Annotated in this window: 15 protein-coding genes; 9 read left to right on the top strand and 6 right to left on the bottom strand. The window is 74.2% G+C overall.

The window, feature by feature from the left end; translation table 11 throughout:
- The first annotated feature begins 203 nt into the window (after window positions 1-203).
- From TCUR_RS09865 to TCUR_RS09840, 6 genes are all read left to right on the top strand, one after another.
- Window positions 204-917 carry a (Fe-S)-binding protein gene (locus TCUR_RS09865; protein ID WP_012852352.1) on the top strand — a complete coding sequence of 238 codons (714 nt, stop codon included), beginning with the start codon at window positions 204-206 and terminating at the stop codon, window positions 915-917.
- Window positions 914-2,359 carry a LutB/LldF family L-lactate oxidation iron-sulfur protein gene (locus TCUR_RS09860; RefSeq protein ID WP_012852351.1) on the top strand — a complete coding sequence of 482 codons (1,446 nt, stop codon included), beginning with the start codon at window positions 914-916 and terminating at the stop codon, window positions 2,357-2,359. The genes TCUR_RS09865 and TCUR_RS09860 overlap by 4 nt, the downstream gene beginning before the upstream one ends.
- Window positions 2,356-3,012: a LutC/YkgG family protein gene (locus tag TCUR_RS09855; RefSeq protein WP_012852350.1), complete on the top strand. Its 657-nt coding sequence runs from the start codon at window positions 2,356-2,358 to the stop codon at window positions 3,010-3,012. Before TCUR_RS09860 ends, TCUR_RS09855 begins: the two co-directional genes overlap by 4 nt.
- A gap of 143 nt (window positions 3,013-3,155) precedes the next feature.
- Entirely contained in the window at window positions 3,156-6,098 is a 2,943-nt protein-coding gene (locus TCUR_RS28350; protein ID WP_425358355.1) for a helix-turn-helix transcriptional regulator, read from the top strand.
- Between the two features lie 206 nt (window positions 6,099-6,304).
- Window positions 6,305-7,399, top strand: a complete 1,095-nt coding sequence (locus TCUR_RS09845; protein ID WP_012852348.1) for an alpha/beta fold hydrolase — start codon at window positions 6,305-6,307, stop codon at window positions 7,397-7,399.
- Window positions 7,400-7,401: 2 nt separating this feature from the next.
- Complete coding sequence (locus tag TCUR_RS09840) at window positions 7,402-9,762, top strand: GMC oxidoreductase (protein ID WP_012852347.1); 2,361 nt, start codon at window positions 7,402-7,404, stop codon at window positions 9,760-9,762.
- A gap of 64 nt (window positions 9,763-9,826) precedes the next feature.
- Here TCUR_RS09840 and TCUR_RS09835 read toward each other — a convergent pair whose 3' ends face one another.
- From TCUR_RS09835 to TCUR_RS09825, 3 genes are all read right to left on the bottom strand, one after another.
- On the bottom strand, window positions 9,827-10,528 hold the full coding sequence (locus TCUR_RS09835; protein ID WP_148232979.1) for a hypothetical protein: 702 nt from the start codon (window positions 10,526-10,528) through the stop codon (window positions 9,827-9,829).
- A gap of 86 nt (window positions 10,529-10,614) precedes the next feature.
- The gene (locus tag TCUR_RS09830; protein WP_012852345.1) at window positions 10,615-11,364 is read right to left on the bottom strand and encodes an anti-sigma factor family protein; all 750 of its coding nucleotides are present in this window, start codon (window positions 11,362-11,364) and stop codon (window positions 10,615-10,617) included.
- Window positions 11,361-11,999 (bottom strand): sigma-70 family RNA polymerase sigma factor, encoded by a 639-nt coding sequence (locus tag TCUR_RS09825; RefSeq protein WP_012852344.1) that lies wholly within the window; start codon window positions 11,997-11,999, stop codon window positions 11,361-11,363. Before TCUR_RS09825 ends, TCUR_RS09830 begins: the two co-directional genes overlap by 4 nt.
- A gap of 693 nt (window positions 12,000-12,692) precedes the next feature.
- On the opposite strand from TCUR_RS09825, the gene TCUR_RS09820 reads away from it, so the two are divergent.
- Both TCUR_RS09820 and TCUR_RS09815 read left to right on the top strand, forming a co-directional pair.
- The gene (locus TCUR_RS09820; RefSeq protein WP_012852343.1) at window positions 12,693-13,400 is read left to right on the top strand and encodes a nucleotidyl cyclase domain-containing protein; all 708 of its coding nucleotides are present in this window, start codon (window positions 12,693-12,695) and stop codon (window positions 13,398-13,400) included.
- A gap of 81 nt (window positions 13,401-13,481) precedes the next feature.
- Complete coding sequence (locus TCUR_RS09815; protein ID WP_012852342.1) at window positions 13,482-13,913, top strand: PPOX class F420-dependent oxidoreductase; 432 nt, start codon at window positions 13,482-13,484, stop codon at window positions 13,911-13,913.
- A 12-nt stretch (window positions 13,914-13,925) separates the two neighbouring features.
- On the opposite strand, the gene hrpB is transcribed toward TCUR_RS09815, so the two are convergent.
- A complete protein-coding gene (gene hrpB, locus TCUR_RS09810; protein ID WP_012852341.1) occupies window positions 13,926-16,457 on the bottom strand; it encodes an ATP-dependent helicase HrpB in 2,532 nt (843 codons plus the stop codon).
- A 337-nt stretch (window positions 16,458-16,794) separates the two neighbouring features.
- On the opposite strand from hrpB, the gene TCUR_RS09805 reads away from it, so the two are divergent.
- A complete protein-coding gene (locus TCUR_RS09805; RefSeq protein WP_012852340.1) occupies window positions 16,795-17,583 on the top strand; it encodes a nuclease-related domain-containing protein in 789 nt (262 codons plus the stop codon).
- Between the two features lie 122 nt (window positions 17,584-17,705).
- Here TCUR_RS09805 and TCUR_RS09800 read toward each other — a convergent pair whose 3' ends face one another.
- Together TCUR_RS09800 and TCUR_RS09795 are read right to left on the bottom strand one after the other, a co-directional pair.
- Window positions 17,706-18,182, bottom strand: coding sequence for a hypothetical protein (locus TCUR_RS09800; protein WP_012852339.1), 477 nt, complete (start codon window positions 18,180-18,182; stop codon window positions 17,706-17,708).
- The gene (locus tag TCUR_RS09795; protein WP_012852338.1) at window positions 18,175-18,540 is read right to left on the bottom strand and encodes a hypothetical protein; all 366 of its coding nucleotides are present in this window, start codon (window positions 18,538-18,540) and stop codon (window positions 18,175-18,177) included. Before TCUR_RS09795 ends, TCUR_RS09800 begins: the two co-directional genes overlap by 8 nt.
- Window positions 18,541-18,622: the final 82 nt, after the last annotated feature.

Genomic DNA, 18,622 nt, shown 5'->3' with positions numbered 1-18,622 from the left:
GTGGCGCGGGCGGAGCGGCCGCCGGAAAAGGTCCCATGCTCATGGTCGTCCCAGGTGCTAGAAGGTATGTCTCTAGACCTTATACGTCCATAGGGTTCCCGGGGGCGGCGTTCCGATGCAACAAGTGCATGTGACCGCGACGAAACATTCGCGTAACACATCGGCCGGCGCGCGCCCGCCGCACGTCCGGGAAGATGAGCCGCATGCGGATCGCGCTGTTCGTCACCTGCCTCAACGACACGCTGTTCCCCGGCACCGGCAAGGCGGTCGTGCGGCTGCTGCGACGACTGGGCTGCCGGGTGGACTTCCCGGCCGCCCAGACCTGCTGCGGCCAGATGCACCTCAACACCGGCTACCGCGAGCAGGCCGCGGCCCTGGCGCGCGGCTTCGCCGACGCCTTCGTCGGCCATGAGGCGGTGGTGACGCCGTCGGCCTCGTGCGCGGCGATGGTGCGCGACTGGCATCCCCGGCTGCTCGCCACGGACGCCCCCGCCGTCCCCAAGGTCTATGAGCTGACCGAATTCCTGGTGGACGTGCTCGGCGTCACCGACGTGGGCGCGCGTTTCCCGCACCGGGTGGCCTACCACCCCACCTGCCACTCGCTGCGCATGCTGAAGGTCGGCGACCGTCCGCTTCGGCTGCTGCGCGCGGTGCGCGACCTGGAACTGGTCGAACCGGAGAACGCCGCCGAGTGCTGCGGCTTCGGCGGGACCTTCGCGCTGAAGAACGCCGCGGTGTCGGCGGCCATGGGCGCCGACAAGGCCGCCGCCGTCCGCGCCTGCGGCGCGGAGGTGGTGTGCGCGCTCGACAACTCCTGCCTGATGCACATCGGCGGGACGCTGACGCGCACCGGCCCGCCGATACGAACCGTCCACCTGGCCGAGATCCTCGCCTCCGCACCAGAGGAGCCCTCATGAGCAGGCCGCCCGGGAGCATGCCGACCTACCTGGGCATGCCGTCCTTCCCCAAGGCCGCCGAAGACGCCGTCGCCGACGCCCGGCTGCGCGGCAACCTCGCCCACGCCACCGGCACCATCCGCCGGCGCCGCCAGGCCGCCGTCGCCGAGCTGGCCGACTGGGCAGAGCTGCGCGAGACCGCCCGGCGCATCAAGGACCACACCCTGCGCCACCTGGACCACTACCTGCGGATGCTGGAGGAGCGGGTCACCGCGGCCGGCGGCAGGGTGCACTGGGCCCGCGACGCCGCCGAGGCCAACCGGATCGTCACCGAGCTGGTGCGCGCCACCGGGCACACCGAGGTCGTCAAGGTCAAGTCGATGGCCACCCAGGAGATCGGGCTGAACGAGGCCCTGGCCGAGGCGGGCATCGCCGCCCATGAGACCGACCTGGCCGAGCTGATCGTGCAGCTGGGCGAGGACCGTCCCTCCCACATCCTGGTCCCGGCCATCCACCGCAACCGCGGCGAGATCCGCGACATCTTCCGCCGCCGCATGCCGGACGCGCCCGCCGGCCTGTCCGACGACCCCGCCGAGCTGGCCGAGGCCGCCCGCCGGCACCTGCGCGCCAAGTTCCTGTCGGCCAAGGTCGCCGTCAGCGGCGTCAACTTCGCCATCGCCGAGACCGGGACGCTGGTGGTGCTGGAGTCAGAAGGCAACGGCCGGATGTGCCTGACGCTGCCGCAGACGCTGATCTCGGTGATGGGCATCGAGAAGGTACTGCCGACCTGGCGGGATCTGGAGGTGTTCCTGCAGCTGCTGCCCCGCTCCTCCACCGCCGAGCGGATGAACCCCTACACCAGCACCTGGACCGGCGTCACCCCCGGCGACGGGCCGCGCGAGTTCCACCTGGTGCTGCTGGACAACGGCCGCACCGCCACGCTGGCCGACCCGGTCGGACGCCAGGCGCTGCGCTGCATCCGCTGCTCGGCCTGCCTGAACGTGTGCCCGGTCTACGCCCGCGCCGGCGGCCACGCCTACGGCTCCCCCTACCCGGGGCCGATCGGGGCGATCCTGTCCCCGCAGATCCGCGGGATCGGCTCACCGGTGGACGCCTCCCTGCCGTACGCCTCTTCTTTGTGCGGGGCGTGCCTGGAGGTCTGCCCGGTGGCGATCGACATTCCCGAGGTGCTGGTCCACCTGCGCGCCAAGGCCGTGGCGGAGGGGCCCCGCCACCGGCTGGCCGACGCCGCGATGACGGCCGCGGCGTGGACGCTGCGCTCCCCCCGCCGCCTGGCCCTGGCCCAGCGCGCCGCGTCCGCCGGCCGCCTGCTGGCGCGGCGCGGCCGGATCCGCCGCCTGCCCGGCCCGCTGCGGGCCTGGACCGAGGCCCGGGACGCGCCGGCTCCCCCCGCCGAGTCGTTCCGCGCCTGGTGGAAGCGCACCGGCGGAGGCTCCCGATGACCGGGCCGGCAGGCGATGCACGCGCCGAGATCCTCGGCAGGATCGAACGAGCCCTCGGGGCGCGCAAGGTGCCGGCCGAGCGGGACTACGCCGGCATCGAGCGTCCCTACCTGCGCCGGCACCACGACGAAGGGGTGCTGGAGCTGTTCGCCGAACGCGTCGCCCACTACCGGGCCACCGTCCACCGCGTTACGGCGGCCGACCTGCCCGGGGCGCTCGATGCGGCGCTGACCGGCTCCCGCTACGCGATCCCCGCCGACCTGCCCGCGGCGTGGCTCGGCGCCATCCCCTCCGGCCGCCTGGTCCCCGACCCGGACACAGCGGAGCTGGACGCCCTGGACGGCGTCCTCACCGGCTGCGCGGTGGCCATCGCCGAGACCGGCACGATCGTGCTGGACCACGGGCCGCGGCAGGGGCGGCGCGCCCTCAGCCTCGTCCCCGACCGCCACCTGATCGTGGTCACCGCCGATCAGGTCGTCGCCGACGTCCCCGAGGCGCTGGAGCGGCTGGACCCGGCCCGGCCCCTGACGTTCGTCTCCGGGCCGTCGGCCACCAGCGACATCGAGCTGAACCGGGTCGAGGGCGTGCACGGCCCCCGCGTCCTGGAGGTCTTCCTGGTCGCACCCGAACCGGCGGGAGGCCGTGTCGTGTGACACAAGTCGCGCACCCCCAGCGATCTACCGTTGGCGGCGAGTGAACGGTGCGGTGGCCCGTCCATCGGTAATGTGACGATCAAATCCTCACGGGTTGCGGGCCGACGCATAATCATGGCGTATCGACCGCCTGTCGCATTGGGGTGTGGACAGTGAGAGGTCGTGCGAACCGGAATCAGGGCCGACATTCCGGCCCTTCCGGGCTCACGCCGCTGGTGGGACGGCGTGACATTCTGCGTACCCTCGATCAGGCGCTGGACGCCACGGCAGGCGGCGCGTTCCGGTTCGTGGCCATGGAAGGCGAACCGGGGGCCGGCAAGACCCGGCTGCTGATGGAACTGGCGGAGGCGGCACGGGCCCGCAAGCTGCCCGCGCTGGCCGGCCGGGCGGCCGAGTTCGAACAGGACATGCCGTTCGGGGCGGTCATCGACGCCCTGGACGACCATCTGGAAGAGCACCGGCCCGACCTCGGCGCGGGGGCGATGCGGCTGCTGGGGACGGTGTTCCCGGCGATGTCCCTGGCGACGTCCCCGGCGGGCGAGGCGGACCTGGCCGACCTGACCGGCCTGGCCCGCTACCGGCTGCACCGGACGATACGGCGGCTGCTGGAGGAGCTGGCCGGCCCCGGTGGGCTGGTGGTGATCCTCGACGATGTGCACTGGGCCGACGACGCCTCCATCGAGCTGCTGGACCACCTGGTGCGCCACCCGCCGCGGGCGCGGGTGCTGGTGGCGGTGGCCTACCGGCCCGCCCAGGCCGCGCCCCGGCTGGCCACGCTGGTGGAGACCGCCGCCGGGCACGGGGTGCGCGTCCCGGTGGGGCCGCTGAGCGAGGCGGAGGCCGCCGAGTTCCTCGGACCGCACGTCAGCGCCGCCCGGCGGGCGGCGCTGTATGCCGCCAGCGGCGGCAACCCCTTCTACCTGGAGGCGCTGGCCCGCATGGACGGCGGCCCCGCCGAGACGGTCGGCGCCCACGCCCCCGACGGGGCGCTGCCGGCCTCCGGCGAGCTGCCGCCGACGGTGCAGGCGGCGCTGCAGGCCGAGCTGAGCGGGCTGCCGGCGCAGGCGCTGCTGGTGGCGCAGGCGGCGGCGGTGGCCGCCGACGAGTTCGAACCGGCGCTGGCGGCGGCCGCCGCCGAGGTGCCCGAGAGCACCGCCCTGCGGGCGGTGGACGAGCTGGCCGCCCGCGACGTGGTGCGCCCGGCCCCCGGCGGCCGGTTCCGCTTCCGCCACCCGCTGGTGCGGCACGCCACCTACGAGTCGGCGGCGGCCGGCTGGCGGGTGGGCGTGCACGCCCGCGTCGCCGACCACCTGGCCCGCCTGGGCGTGCCGGCGACGGTGCGGGCCCGCCACGTGGAACGCTCGGGCCGCTTCGGCGACCCCGAGGCCATCGCCACCTTGATCGAGGCCGCCCGCACGGTGGCCCCGCACGCGCCCGGCACCGCCGCGCACTGGCTCAAGGCCGCCTTGAAACTGATGCCCGACAGCGACGAGCGGCGCCTGATGCTGCTCGGCGAGCTGGCCAAGATGCAGGCCGTCAGCGGCCAGCTGGCCGAGGGCCGGCAGACCGCCCGCCAGGTGCTGCAGCTGCTGCCGCCCGACGCGCTGCCGCTGCGGGCCCGCGCCACCCGGCTGTGCGCCATGATGGAGCGGCTGCTGGGCCGCCCCCAGGAGGCCCGCGGCATCCTGCTGGCCGAGCTGCGTGCCATGCCCGACCCCCGCTCGGCCCCGGCGGTGATGCTGCGGCTGCGCCTGGTGGCCGAGAGCCTGATGCGCGGCGACTTCCGCGCCGCCCAGGCCGTGCTGGACCTGGTGCCCGACACCGCCGAGGACTGGGAGCCCAGTTTGACGGTGGCGGTGGCGGCGCTGCGCCCGATGCCCGCCTACGCGGGCGACCTCATCGACGACGCCCTGCGCCACATCGCGCACGCCGACCGCGTCACCGCCGCCGCCCCCGATGAGCACCTGGCCGAATGGCTGGACGCCGTCACCTGGCTGTGCTGGACGGAGCTGTTCATCGGCCGCCACCGCGACGCGCTGGCCCGCTTCGACCGGGTCCTGAAGGTGGCGCGCTCCACCGGGCAGAGCTACATCGTGCCCACCGCGCTGGCCGGGCAGGCCCGCGCCTACACCATGGTGGGCCGGCTGGCCGAGGCCGCCACCGCCGCCGAGGAGGCCGCCGCCGTCGCCGACATGCTGCGCTCCGACCAGCTGACGGTCTTCGCCCTCACCCAGCGCTGCCTGATCGCCGCCTGGACCGGGGACGAGGAGGAGGCTCTGGCCTGGGGGCGGGAGGCGGTGCGCGTCAGCGGCACCAGCAGCGAATGGTGGAGCCGGCAGGCCCGCTACGCCCAGGCCATGGCCCTGGTGTCCCGCGGGGACACCGCCGCCGGCGCCGAGCTGCTGCGCGAGGTGTGCACCGACAGCGAGGACACCGCCGCCCTCGACCAGAGCACCCGGCTGCGGGCCTGCGAGACGCTGGCCGACCTGGCCGCCGCCCAAGGCGCGGCCGCCGAGGCCGCCCGCTGGGCCGAGCTGACCGCCCAGACCGCCCACCCGCAACTGGAGACCAACCTGGCGCTGGCCGACCTGGCCCGCGCGCACGCGCTGCGCCCCACCGACCCGGCCGCCGCCGCCGAGCACGCCCACCGGGCCGCCGAGGTGCTGCAGGACGCCGGGCACCTGCTGGACGCCGGACGCGCCCGCCTGCGCGCCGGCACCGCCCACGCCGACGCCGGCGACCGCGCCAAGGCCCGGGAGCAGCTGCGCGCCGCCGCCGAGATCTTCCGCCGCGCCGGCGCCCGCCCGCTGCACGCCCTGGCCCTGCGCGAGCAGCGGCGGAGCGGGATACGGGTGCCCTCCGGCGGCGGGCGCGGCAGCGGTCCCGGCGGGCTGTCCCCGCGGGAGCTGGAGGTGGCCCGCCTGGTGATGGAGGGCTGCACCAACCAGCAGATCGCCGAGCGGCTGTTTTTGAGCATCCGCACCGTGGAGACCCACCTGTCGAACATCTTCGCCAAGCTCGGCGTCGGCTCCCGGGTCGCCATGGTCAGCGCCCTCAGCAAATTGGAGGGCTTCACCTCCGAGTGACCCCGGCTTTCGCCGAGGTCCCAAAGCCGCGGTTCCCAAAGCCCTACCCTGATCCCCCGTGCCTACGGGAAGGGCGGCGTACGTATCCGTGGCATCCGCCCGGACAAGTCAGGGTTTGCCACGATGCGGCACGCACGCCCGGGACGAGATAGTCGATCCGTCGCCCGGTCTCACACCCCGCCGGGCACGCCCCCTGGAGGATGCCCATGAACAGCCCCATCCCGCGTTTCACATACGCGGGCGTGAAGGACGCGCACATCTCCGTGCACCCCTTCACGACCGAGGACGGGCTGGGCCTGAGCCTGACCCGTTTCCACCGAGCCGACTGCGACGACGTCGTGCTGGTGATCCACGGGCTGACCCTCTCCAGCGACATGTTCATCATGCCCGAGCACCGCAACCTGGTGACCCACCTGCTGGATGAGGGCTTCACCGACGTGTGGGCGCTCGACTTCCGGATGAGCAACCGGTTCACCTACAACCTGGAGACTCACCGGTTCACCCTGGACCACTGCGCCCGCTACGACCACCCGGCCGCGATGGCCGAGCTGCGCCGGCACATCGGCGACCGGCGGGTGCACGTGATCGCGCACTGCCTGGGGTCGGTGACGTTCATGATGAGCCTGTACGGGGGCGTCGTGAACGACATCGCCAGCGTGGTCTGCAACAGCGTGGCGCTGACCCCGCGGGTGCCGCGGTGGTCCCGCTACAAGCTGGCCTACGGACCGGCCCTGTCCGAGTACGTGCTGGGCCTGTCCTTCCTGGACCCCCGGTTCGGCGACGCGCCGGTGCTGACCCGGGGCTGGATGCTGTCGCGGGTGACGTCGCTGTTCCACAACGAGTGCGACGTGCGCCCCTGCCACATGCTCAGCTTCATGTGGGGCAGCGGCAAACCGGCGCTCTATGGGCACCACAACCTGGACGATGCCACCCACCGTCGCATCGCCGACCTTTGCGGGGGCGTCGGCGTGCACTACTACCGGCACGTCCACAAGATGGTGAAGGCCGGCAGGGCGGTCAAATACGACCGAAGCGACCGGAGCATGGCCGTCCTGCCGGACGACTACCTGGCCTACGCCGCCGATGTCCGCACCCCGGTGCTGCTGCTGACCGGCGACCGCAACAAGGTCTTCGCCGACTCCAACATCGTCTGCCACTCCGTGCTGGACGATGCCGCCCCGGGCCTGCACGAGCTGGACATGCTGCCCGGCTACGGCCACATGGACCCGTTCTTGGGCAAGAACGCCCACGTCGACGTCTTCCCCAAGATCGCCGACTTCCTCAAGCGGAAGGCGGCCTGACGATGGCGACCGAGGTGAAGGTGAGCGAGCACGTCGACGCCGTGGTCGTCGGCTCCGGCTTCGGCGGATCGGTGGCCGCCTACCGGCTGGCCGAGGCGGGCCGGTCGGTGGTGCTGCTGGAGCGGGGCCAGCCGTTCCCGCCCGGCAGCTTCCCCCGTTCCCCCGCCGAGATGAGCCGGGCCTTCTGGGACCCGCGCGAGGGCCTGTACGGCATGTACGACGTGTGGAGCTTCGCCGGCTGCGACTCGGTGGTCTCCAGCGGGCTGGGCGGCGGCTCCCTGATCTACGCCAACGTGCTGCTGCGCAAGGACGAACGCTGGTTCATCCACGAGCGCCGCACCCCAGGCGGCGGCTATGAGCCCTGGCCGGTCTCCCGGGCCGAGCTGGACCCCCACTACGACGCGGTCGAGCGGATGCTGGGGGCCACCCCCTACCCGCTCCACCACCCGGCCTACGCCGACACCCCCAAGACCCACGCCATGCAGGACGCCGCGGCCGAGCTGGGGCTGGACTGGTTCCTGCCGCCGCTGGCGGTCAGCTTCGCCCCCTCCCCCGGCGCCGAGCCGGGCATCGGGCTGCCGATCGTCGAACCGGAGTACGGCAACCTGCACGGGGCGCCGCGCCGCACCTGCCGGCTGTGCGCCGAGTGCGACATCGGCTGCAACGACGGCGCCAAGAACAGCCTGGACTTCACCTACCTGTCGGCGGCCCGCCACCACGGGGCCGACCTGCGCACCTGCTGCGAGGTCACCGCGATCCGACCGCGGCCGGGCGGCGGCTATGAGGTCGACTACGTCCGCCACGACCCCGCCGTCAAGGCCCGCCGCACCAAGCCCCACACCATCGGCTGCGACCGCCTGATCCTGGCCGCCGGCACCTACGGCACCACCTACCTGCTGCTGCGCTCGCGGGAGAATCTGCCGGGGCTGAGCCCGGCGCTGGGCACCCGGTTCTGCGGCAACGGCGACCTGCTGACCTTCCTGACCCGCGCCAAGGACCGCGACCGGGTGCGGCTGCTGGACGCCAGCCGCGGCACGGTGATCACCAGCGCGATCCGGCTGCCCGACGAGGCCGACGGCGATCCGGCCGCCCGCGGCCTGCGCGGCGCCTACATCGAGGACGGCGGCTACCCCGACTTCGTCAACTGGATGGTCGAGGGCGCCGACTTCGGCGACCAGATCGCCCGCGCGGTGCGCTTCCTGTGGGAGCGGTTCGTCGACTTCTTCTCGGGTGCTCCCGACACCAACCTGTCGGCCGAGCTGAGCGAGCTGATCGGGGACGGGGCGCTGTCGATCAGCTCGCTGCCGCTGCTGGGCATGGGCCGCGACACCCCGGACGGAGTGCTGCGGCTGCGCGGCGACCGGCTGGAGGCCACCTGGACCGCCAAGACCAGCGAGGTGCACTTCGAGCGGCTCCGCAAGATCATGCAGCGGATCGCCGACGTGCTGGGCGCCGACTACGCCGACAACCCCATCTGGTTCCGCAAGCGGGTCATCACCGTCCACCCGCTGGGCGGCGCGCCGATGGGACGGCACCCGGGCGAGGGGGTGTGCGACCCGTACGGGCAGGTGTTCGGGCATCCGGGCCTGTACATCGCCGACGGCGCCGCACTGCCCGGGCCGGTGGGCGCCAATCCCGCGCTGACCATCGCGGCGTTGGCCGACCGGATGTGCACCCGGCTGCTCGAAACGGGGGCCGGGCCGGTCGCGACGGGGGCCGCGACCGGCTCGACGGGCGCCGGGTCACCCGCCGGGCCGCCGCGGGCGGGCGCCACGTCCCTGTCGTTCACCGAGGAGATGAAAGGGTCCTGGACGCCGGGGACGGCCGACCCGCGCGCCGGCGAGCGGGGGGACGGCCGCCGGCCGCTGGCCTTCCGGCTGACCATCACCGCCGCCGACGTGGACCGGTTCCTGGCCGAGCCGGAGCATCTGGCCGAGGCGACGGGCTGGATCGAATCCCCGGCGCTGGGCGGCCGCCGGCCGGTGACGCGCGGGCATTTCAACCTGTTCCTGGCCACCGGCGACCCGGACCGGCGGACGATGCGCTACCGGCTGCACTTCACCGACGACCGGGACCGTCCGCTGACCCTGGTGGGCTGGAAGGACGTCCGGCCGGGCCCGCCCACCCGGATCTGGGCCGACACCTCCACCCTGTATGCGCGGATCCTGCAAGGGCATGTGGACGAAGGGCAGGAGGAGACGGCTCCTGTGGTGGGCGCGGGCGTGCTGCGCATCCGGCCGGCCGACTTCGCCGAGCAGCTGACCACCTTCCGCACCAGCGGCCCCGGCGGGCTGGCCGCGCTGGTCCGCTTCGGCCGTTTCTTCGCCGGCGAACTGTGGGAGGTGTACGGACCGGACCGGTGATGCCCGGTCCCCTGATCGTGGGGCGCGAAGGAACTGCGGGGTGCCTTCGCGCCCCACCCGTTTTTCACAGCAACCGGGCGCGGTGGCGGGCCAGGGCCAGCGCCGGATAGCAGTCGCCGGGCGGGCGCCGCTCCTCCTCCAGGGCCGCGGTCAGCCGCGCGGCCGCCGCCTGCCGGGTGAGCGGCTGCAGGAGGCACAGCTCGGCCTGCGCCGCCTTGCGGGCCTCGGCCAGCAGGCCCGGCACGTCCCCGATCACGACGATCTCGCTCGGCTCGCCCTGCTGCAGCCGCACGGCCAGGGCGTGGTGGGGGCCGGAGCGTTCCGGGTCGTAGCGGAACTCGCACACCAGGCGATCGCCGTCCAGCGGGCCTTCCTGGATGAGCCAGATGGGCCCCGGGGCGACCTTGCCGAGCGCCTCGGCCCACGGCGGAAGCGGCAGGCCCGGCAGGGTCGCGGCGGCCCGGCCGGCCGCGCGGCGCGCCCACTGCGGGCCGATCGCGGCGATCGCCCGCAGGAACGCCCGCGTCCCGGCGGTGGCGGCCCGGTGCAGTTCGACGATCAGATCCCCCATGGCCATCCGGTGCCCGGCCCGGTGCGGAGCGGCCGCCTCCAGCGCGCCCAGCTGGGCCGAGGTCCACAGCTCGGCGCGCAGCGGATCGGGCAGGCCGGGCAGTTCATCGGCCGCCCGCACGTATGCCCGGTACACCTCGTGCAGCGCCGGCAGCGCAAGGGCGGGCCCGGTCCTGCCATCGCGTTCGGTTCGCACCGGCACAGGCTACTTGCCTCGGCGCCGCGCGGCGGAAGGCGGCGTCGGGCGCCCCCGACCGCCCAACGCCTTTACAATGTAGATTATTAATCGCGGAGCGGGACGGTCAGCAGCGTGCGGCCGTCGTCGGTGCGGACCTCAAAGCGCTCGATCTCGGCGGGGCGCATGGCCACCCCGCCCTGGACCGTCAGCGGCTCCGGGGAGCCGGGCACCCCGTACCCCTTGGGCGGCACGGACCAGCCGACGGCCACCTCGGCCCGCCCTCCTGAGCCGACCGCCAGCAGCTCGCACCGCAGCGGCCCGCGGACCCCGCCCAGCCGCAGCGCGACCCGCGCCCCCCACTGGCGGGGCTCCCAGGCGACCACCGCCTTGACCCCACTGCCGGAGTCGGTGGCCTCCTTGCGCCGTTCCCCGGCCAGCAGCGCCTGGGCGCCGTCGGCCGCCGGCGGGGGCGCCGCCGCCACCGGCACCTGTGCGCTCCCGGGACGTTCGGCCGTCGGGCCGCCGCCCAGGGCCACGCCCGTGCCGACCCCGCCCGCCAGCAGGACGATGCCCGCGGCGGCGCCGAGCAGCGCGCGCAAGCGGCGTTGCCGCCGCGCCAGCTCGGCCCGGCGCCGCACCAGGTCGGTGACGATCGCCGCATCGGTGGCGGGGGTCTGCGGCAGGGTCTCCAGCAGCGGCACCCCGTCCAGCGCCTCGGCGACGCCGCGCAGCTCCGCCAGTTCCGCATGGCAGCGGGCGCAGGTGGCCAGGTGCGCCTGGAAGGCGCGGCGGTCCGGCTCCTCCAGCAGGCCCAGCGCGTAGGCGCCGACGTCGGTGTGCCGGATCCGGCTCACAGGGCCGCCCCTCTTTCCTCCAGGGCGACCCGCAGCGCCCGCAGGGCGTAGTAGACCCGGGACTTGACCGTGCCCACGGGGATGCCCAGCGCCTTGGCGGCCTCGTTGACCGTCCGGTCGCGAAAGAACGTCTCGTTGAGGATCTCCCGGTGCGCCGGGGACAGCGACCGCAGCGCCTCGGAGACGACTACCGAACGCAGCAGGTCCTCCAACCCGTCGGGGGCGTGCAGGTTCTCCAGTGGTCCCTCCCCGGCCTCCTGGGGGCGGGCGTTCTTGCGGCGCTGGTCGTCGATGACGATCCGGCGGGCCACGGTGGCCAGCCACGGCAGCAGCGAGGCGGCCTCGGCGTCGAGCCGGTGGGCGCTGCGCCAGGCGCGGATCATGGTCTCCTGCACCACGTCCTCGGCCCAGTGCCGGTCGCCGCCGGTCAGCCGCAGCACCAGCGACAGCAGCGGCCGCCCGTACACCCGGTACAGCTCGGTCACGATCACCTGGTCGTCCACCGCGGCCGCGGAGCGGGGGCCGCGGAACCAGCTCCAGCGGCCGCCGGAGGCGCGCTCGCGGGCGCGCGGCGGCCGTGCGGAGGTCTTGGAGGAGGAGGCGGACGAGGAGATCGCGGGGGTTCGTTGCGCCATGAGTGGGTCTCCGGTGCGGGACGGGGCCGTTGTCGGTGCCGTCAAGGCGAGACCGGCCTCATTCGCCAGAGCCACTGCGCTCGAGGCCTTCGGCATACCCGCTGGAGCCGCCGCCGGTGTTCCCACCGCCATTGTTACCACCCTCGCCGTTGCATGTCTGCACCTTCCCGCCATCGAATGCCCCGGGACGGCGGCGCGGCGGGCGTCGCCCCAGCGGCGGCCGCCGGCTTCCGTCGGCCCCGGTCGAGCAGCCGCCGTCCCGCCCCCTGCGCTCTCCCCTCCTGTGGGAGCAGGGGCCACGGCGCGCTTCCCGGGGCCGTATCCCCTTCTCGGATCGCCATGACGTCACCCTCCTGCCGTGCCGCCCATGTCGGCAGGAGGTACGCGGACGGGCCGCAGAAGGGTTCAGCGCCGGGCGAGGGCCTGCGGGAGGGCTCACAGAACACCGGCCCTTCCCTACGGAAGGGATCAGACGGGACTTAGTCCCCTAAAACCTGCTAACTGGTTCGCTATACCGACCTAACCCCGGGATCCTCGGCACTGCTCCTGCGTCCAATCGGCATCAGCTCTCTCACCGGGAAAGGAAGGTGGGCGGCCCTTCCGGAAAACGGATCCGCCGGCACTCCTTGGCTCCTGGAGCGGAACACGGGCGGCGCGCCCGGATTCGCCGACGCGATCGAAAGAGGGCCACACATGAACACGCTGGCTGACAACCTGGCTGAGAACCCGACCGGAAAGCGGCTCATGGAACGGGCGGAGCAAGGCGATCTGCTGGTCTACCGGCTGCTGGTGGCCGTCGACATCCAGGGCTACAGCAAGCGCGACGCCCGTGAGCAGCTGCTCGCCCAGCAGGACCTGTCGGACCTGCTGGATGAGGCGGCGGCCGGCGCCGGGCTGAACCGGAGCACCTGGGGCAAGCAGGTCGGCGGGGACGGCGAGCTGGCCCTGCTGCCCGGCGGCACCGACCTGGCCGCGGTGGTGGGGGACTTCCCGCTGCTGCTGGCGGCCGGATTGCGGGCGCTCAACCGCGAGCGGTCCGGACGGCCGCGGCTGCGGGTGCGGCTGGCGGTGCACCACGGCACGCTGACCGCCGGCCCGTTCGGTCCCGCCGGCGACGCCCCGGTGGTGGTGCAGCGGCTGCTGGACGCCGCCCCGCTGCGGCGGCTGCTGCACGACGACCCCGACCGGGACCTGGCGTACGCGGTGTCGGCCTCGCTGTATGAGGACGTGGTGCGCAGCGGGTTCACCCGCCTGGAACCGCGTGACTTCCGGGCCGTGCGCATCACCGCCAAAGGCACCGACTACCGCGGCCACATCCATGTCGGCGACCCGGCCGCCTTCGCCGACCTGGGGGAACTGCAGGCCCTGCCGACGTCGGCCCCTCCCCCGGCGGTGCGGTGACCGGGAAGGCCGGCGAGGGCTCGCGGGTTGGCGTTTGGTGACGGCATCAGCCGCACCACCGACTCTTCCGGGAGGCCGGCCATGACCGACACCGCCGCGCTGCGCGCGCTGCTGTCCGAGCGCGAGCTGGGAGTGCTCGCCACGATCAGGCGCAACGGGCGCCCCCAGCTGTCCACCGTCGTCTACCACTACGACCCGGGCCGGGAGCTGATCCGCATCTCGGTCACCGCGGACCGGGCCAAGACCCGCAACCTGGCCCGCGATCCGCGGGCCAGTCTGCATGTGAGCGCCGCGGACGGCTGGTCGTGGGCGGTGGCCGAGGGCACCGCGGAGCTGTCACCGGTGGCCGCCGACCCGCAGGACGCCACGGTGGCGGAGCTGATCGACCTGTACCGGGCCATCCGGGGCGAGCATCCCGACTGGGACGACTACCGCCGGGCCATGGTCGCCGAGCGCCGCCTGGTGGTCCGCCTGCACGTGGAACGCCTCTACGGGCAGCCCCCGGCGTCCTGAGCGGGCGCCGCGTCAGCGGCGGGGCTTGGCATGGCGGGTGGGCTCGGCGGTGGCGGGGTCCTCCGGCCAGGGGTGGCGGGGGTAGCGCCCGCGCAGCTCGGCCCGGACCGCCCGGTAGCCCTCCCGCCAGAACGAGGCCAGGTCGCCGGTGACGGCGGCGGGCCGGCCGGCCGGGGACAGCAGGTGCACCACCAGCGGCACCCGGCCGCCGGCCAGGCGGGGCGCCTGCCGCCAGCCGAACAGCTCCTGCAGCTTGACCGCCAGGACGGGCTGCTCGCCGCGGTAGTCGATGCGGATCCGCGAGCCGGAGGGCACGGTGATGCGCTCGGGCGCCATCTCCTCCAGCCGGGCGGCGCACTCCCAGGGCAGCATGTCGCGCAGCACGGCGCTCAGGTCCACGCCGGCCAGGTCGGCGCGGCGGCGCAGGCCGTGCAGCCGCTTGGCCACCTCCTCCAGCACGGCGGCGTCGCCGACGTCCGGCCAGGGGTCGCCCAGGGCGCGGCGGCAGAAGGCCAGCCGCTCGCGCAGCGCCACCGCCTGGGGAGTCCAGTTCAGCAGTGAGAGGCCCTCCCGCCGCAGGCCCTCGGCCAGCGCCTCGGCCACCTGGGCGGGGTCGGGGTCGGCCAGCGGGACGGCGGCCAGCTCGATGGCGCCGAGCCTGCGGATCCGGCGGGCGCGCACGTCCCCGTCCCGCCAGGCGACCTCCTCGGTCTCGGTCAGCAGGGGCGCGGCGGCCACGGCCGCGACCTCAGCGTCGATGGCCGCCGCCAGCCGGATGCGGGCCGAGGCCGCCGCCGGGGGCCGGTCGGCGACGGCGATCGCCAGCCAGCGGGCGTTCTCCAGGTGGGAGCCGGCGGCGAGCTCGGCCCCGGTCCCGGAGGCCATCACATAGCGGCCCGCTCCCCTGGCCTTGGCCACCCGTTCGGGGAAGGCCAGCGCGACCACCGTCCCGAGGGCGGTCTCGTCCGTGCCCGCATCCCCGCACTCTTGCCCGTCTGCGCCGCCGGTGTCCTCGCCGGGCCCGGTGAGCACCCGCAGCAGGCGGCGGGTCTCGCGGCGCCAGCGGTCGGTGTAGGCGGCGTCCCGCCGGCCGGTGCGCGCCGCCCGCAGCAGGTCGGCCAGGTCGTCACCGGCCCAGGCGGGCGGCGGTTCCGACAGCAGCGCCACCGCTTCGGCGGCGCCGCGCCGTCCCACCAGGGGCGCGCCGTCCAGCAGGGCCCGGGCCAGCCGGGGGTGGACGCCGGCGTGCACCATCCGGCGGCCCCGGTCGGTGACCCGCCCATCGGCGTCGAGCGCGCCGATCGCCTGCAGGGCGGCGCGGGCGGCCTGCAGCGCGGCCCGCGGCGGCGGGTCCGGCAGGGCCAGGCCCGTGGCGTCCGGGTCGCCCCAGCAGGCGATCTGCAGGGCGAAGGCGGTCAGGTCGGCCAGCTCGATCTCCGGGCGCGGCCGGTCGGGCAGCCGCCGGTGCTCGGCGGCGCTCCAGCACCGGTACACCACGCCCGGTCCCTGCCGTCCCGCCCGCCCGGCCCGTTGCTCGGCCGCCGCCTTGGAGACGCGGACGGTGGTCAGCGCGCCCAGGCCGCGGGCGTGGTCGGTGCGGGGCTCGCGGGCCAGGCCGGAGTCGACCACGATCCGCACGCCCGGCACGGTCAGGCTGGACTCGGCCACGGCGGTCGCCAGCACCACCCGCCGCCGCGTCCCGCCGGCCAGCACCGCCTCCTGGTCCCGTGCCGTCGCCCGGCCGTGCAAGGTCAGCAGCTCCGCCTGTGGCGCAAGGTCCTCCAGCAGGGCGGCGACACGGGCGATCTCGCCGACGCCGGGCAGGAAGCACAACAGGTCGCCGTCGCGTTCGGCCAGGGCACGCCGGATCGTGGCGGCCACGTGCTCCAGCAGCTGGGCGGCCACGCGCATGCCGTGCGGGGGCGGCAGGGGGCGCGGCGGCGGCGCCCAGACCACCTCCACCGGGTGCAGTTCGGCGGCGGCCGTCACCACCGGGCCGCCCAGCAGCCTGGCCCACGGCTCGGCCTCGGCGGTGGCCGAGGCCGCCACCAGGCGCAGGTCGGGCCGCAACGCCGCGCGCACATCCAGCAGGAACGCCAGTGCGGTGTCGGCGTCCAGGTGACGCTCATGGCACTCATCCAGCAGCACCGCGTCGACGCCGGCCAGCTCGGGGTCGCGCTGCAGCCGCCGCAGCAGCACCCCGGTGGTCACCACCTCCACCGACGAGCCCGGCCGGTGCTCGCCGCGGACCGCGAACCCCACCCGGCGGCCCACCTGCTCCCCCAGCATCCAGGCCATGCGGCGGGCCGCCGCCCGCACCGCGGGCCGGCGCGGCTCGACGACCAGCACCCGGCTCCGCCGCGGGGAGGCCGGGCCCGCCTCCCCGGCCAGGGCGAGCGGCACCAGTGTGGTCTTGCCGGTGCCGGGCGGCGCCACCAGCACCGCCGTCCCGTGCTCGTGCAGCGCCGCCCGCAGGGCGGGGATCGCCGTGCGGACGGGCAGCGCCTGCCACCGGGCCGTCAGCCGGTCGTGCTGGTCATGCATGTCCTCAGTCAACACCGAACCGCCGCGACGCGGGCGCCGCGGGGCTCGGGGGTGCCGCGACGCCACACCATGAAATATGCCGGGAAACTTTCCATGAAATGTGCAGTGAAACTTGCACGGACAATTTCTACTGTACTTTCACGAGTCTATCCAAGGCATTCTCACGCTCTTCCGGCGCCCTCGCCGAAGAAAATTCGCAATACCCCCCATCAAGGCGATGATCTTACGCGTCGCTTGCTTTAGCGGCTCACTTCCGTAACCGGGGGGTGGGGTTATGACAATGACCAGGGCGTGCCGGATAATAGTTATATAGCCGCTGGTGTGACGGAGGTAACACATGTTTGGCAGCTCAATCTACACTCGAGGTAGAGAGGCCTTCACCGGCGGTTCGCCCCAGGCGGTGTACGAGGAGCTGTGGCTTCGCGGACGCAAGTCCAGATTGCGCAGCTGCGCCATTACCGCGGCCGTTGCGCTAATCGTCGGCGGATACGTCGTCTCCCCGCTGTTCGGTGTGGTGCTGGGGGTCATCGCCGGCGGCGGCCGCGCTTTGCAGTTCTACCGGGCCTACTGGGCCGCCGGCGTCTGGCGGCGGGGCCTGCGCGGCGAGGAGCGCATGGCCAAGATCCTGCGCTGGACGCTGGAGCGGCGCGGCTACCGCGTGCTGCACCAGCGCCTGGTGCCCGGCCACGGCAACCTCGACCAGCTGCTCATCGGGCCGCACGGCGTCTGGATGCTGGACAACCAGGCCTGGCACCCCGACACCGTGCTGAGCGAATACGGCGGGAAGCTGTTCCTGGACGACCGGACCCCCTCGCAGATGGTCAAGCGGCTCACCGGAACCGCCGCCGAGGTCTCCCGGGTGCTTTCTGAGCGGCTCGGGATCGACGTCCCCGTGCAGCCGGTGCTGGTGGTGCACGGCGGCAGGGTCCGCGGCCGTCGCTTCGTCGCCGACGGCATCGTGGTGCTGGGGCCGTGGGAGCTGCTGCGCTGGACCTCCCGGCACCCCAACGCCGAGCTGTCCCCCAAGCAGGTGGAGAACATCCTGCGCACGGCGGTCTACAACCTGCCCATCGGGGGCCGCACCATGCCCGATTCCCAGCCCGGCTCCGTGCCCGACGCCGCCTGAACCGTCCCTCCGTCCCGGCGCGCCACTGAATCGCCGTCCCCGCCCGGATCCGGGCCGCGGTGACGGCCGCACAGACCCGCGGACTTTCGCTCGGCCACGGGCAAACCCGACCCCCGCCGTGGTCACGCGGAAGTCCGCGTCCCTTTCCGCCCGGTGTGCCACAGCCAGGCCAGCCCGATCACCGGCAGCACCAGCGGCACGAACCCATAGCCGCGTCCGTAGGCCGACCACACCGTCTCATCGGGGAAGGACTCGGCGTCCACCAGGGAGAAGGTGCCGATCACCAGCACCCCGGCCAGTTCCAGCGAGCAGGCGGCCGCCGCGACCCGCCGCGACAGGCGGCCGCCCAGCGCCAGCGCCACGGTGGCCAGCACGTAGACGATCGCGGCCAGCGCCGACAGCAGGTAGGCCAGCGGCGCCTCGTCGAAGCGGGTGGCGATCTGCACGCCCGCCCGTGCCCCGGCGGCCAGCGCGAACACCCCGTATACGGCGACCAGCAGCCGTCCGGGCCCGCCGCCGGTGCGGGCGGCCGGCCCGGCCTCGCGTGAGGCGGCCGGGGCGGCGTCTGCGGGATCGGTGGGAGTAACGGGTTCAGGCAACGGTTCCGTTCCAGATCTGGTTCATGCGGGCGATCATCACTGCGACCGACAGGCCGGCGACCACCAGGACGGCCGGACCCCAGCGGGAGCGTTCCAGCAGACCCCAAAAGGCCCCGGCCGGGGGGATGAGCAGGATGCCCAGCAGGTAGCCGACGAAGGTGGCGCTCCCGTCGGGGCCCTCGCCGCCGGCCACCTTGATCAGGCCCAGCACCGCCTGGACCACCAGCAGCGCCTCCACGACCGCGAGCCCGGCCAGGTGCAGCCGGTCCATCGGACGGTTCCGCACCGTGGTCAGCAGGCTGTAGGCGGCCACCACGAGAGCCGCCACGACGATCACGGTCCCCAGGGGCTCGGTCATGGCCCTTGAGACTACTACCGCCTGTAGAGCATCCCGGCCCGGGTCGCGGGACCGCCCGGAAGAACCGCCCGCCTCGGCCGGC

The organism is Thermomonospora curvata DSM 43183 (assembly GCF_000024385.1).
Classification (GTDB): domain Bacteria; phylum Actinomycetota; class Actinomycetes; order Streptosporangiales; family Streptosporangiaceae; genus Thermomonospora; species Thermomonospora curvata.
Note: the sequence above shows the minus strand (reverse complement) of the source record. Positions and strands in the feature narration are given on the sequence as shown.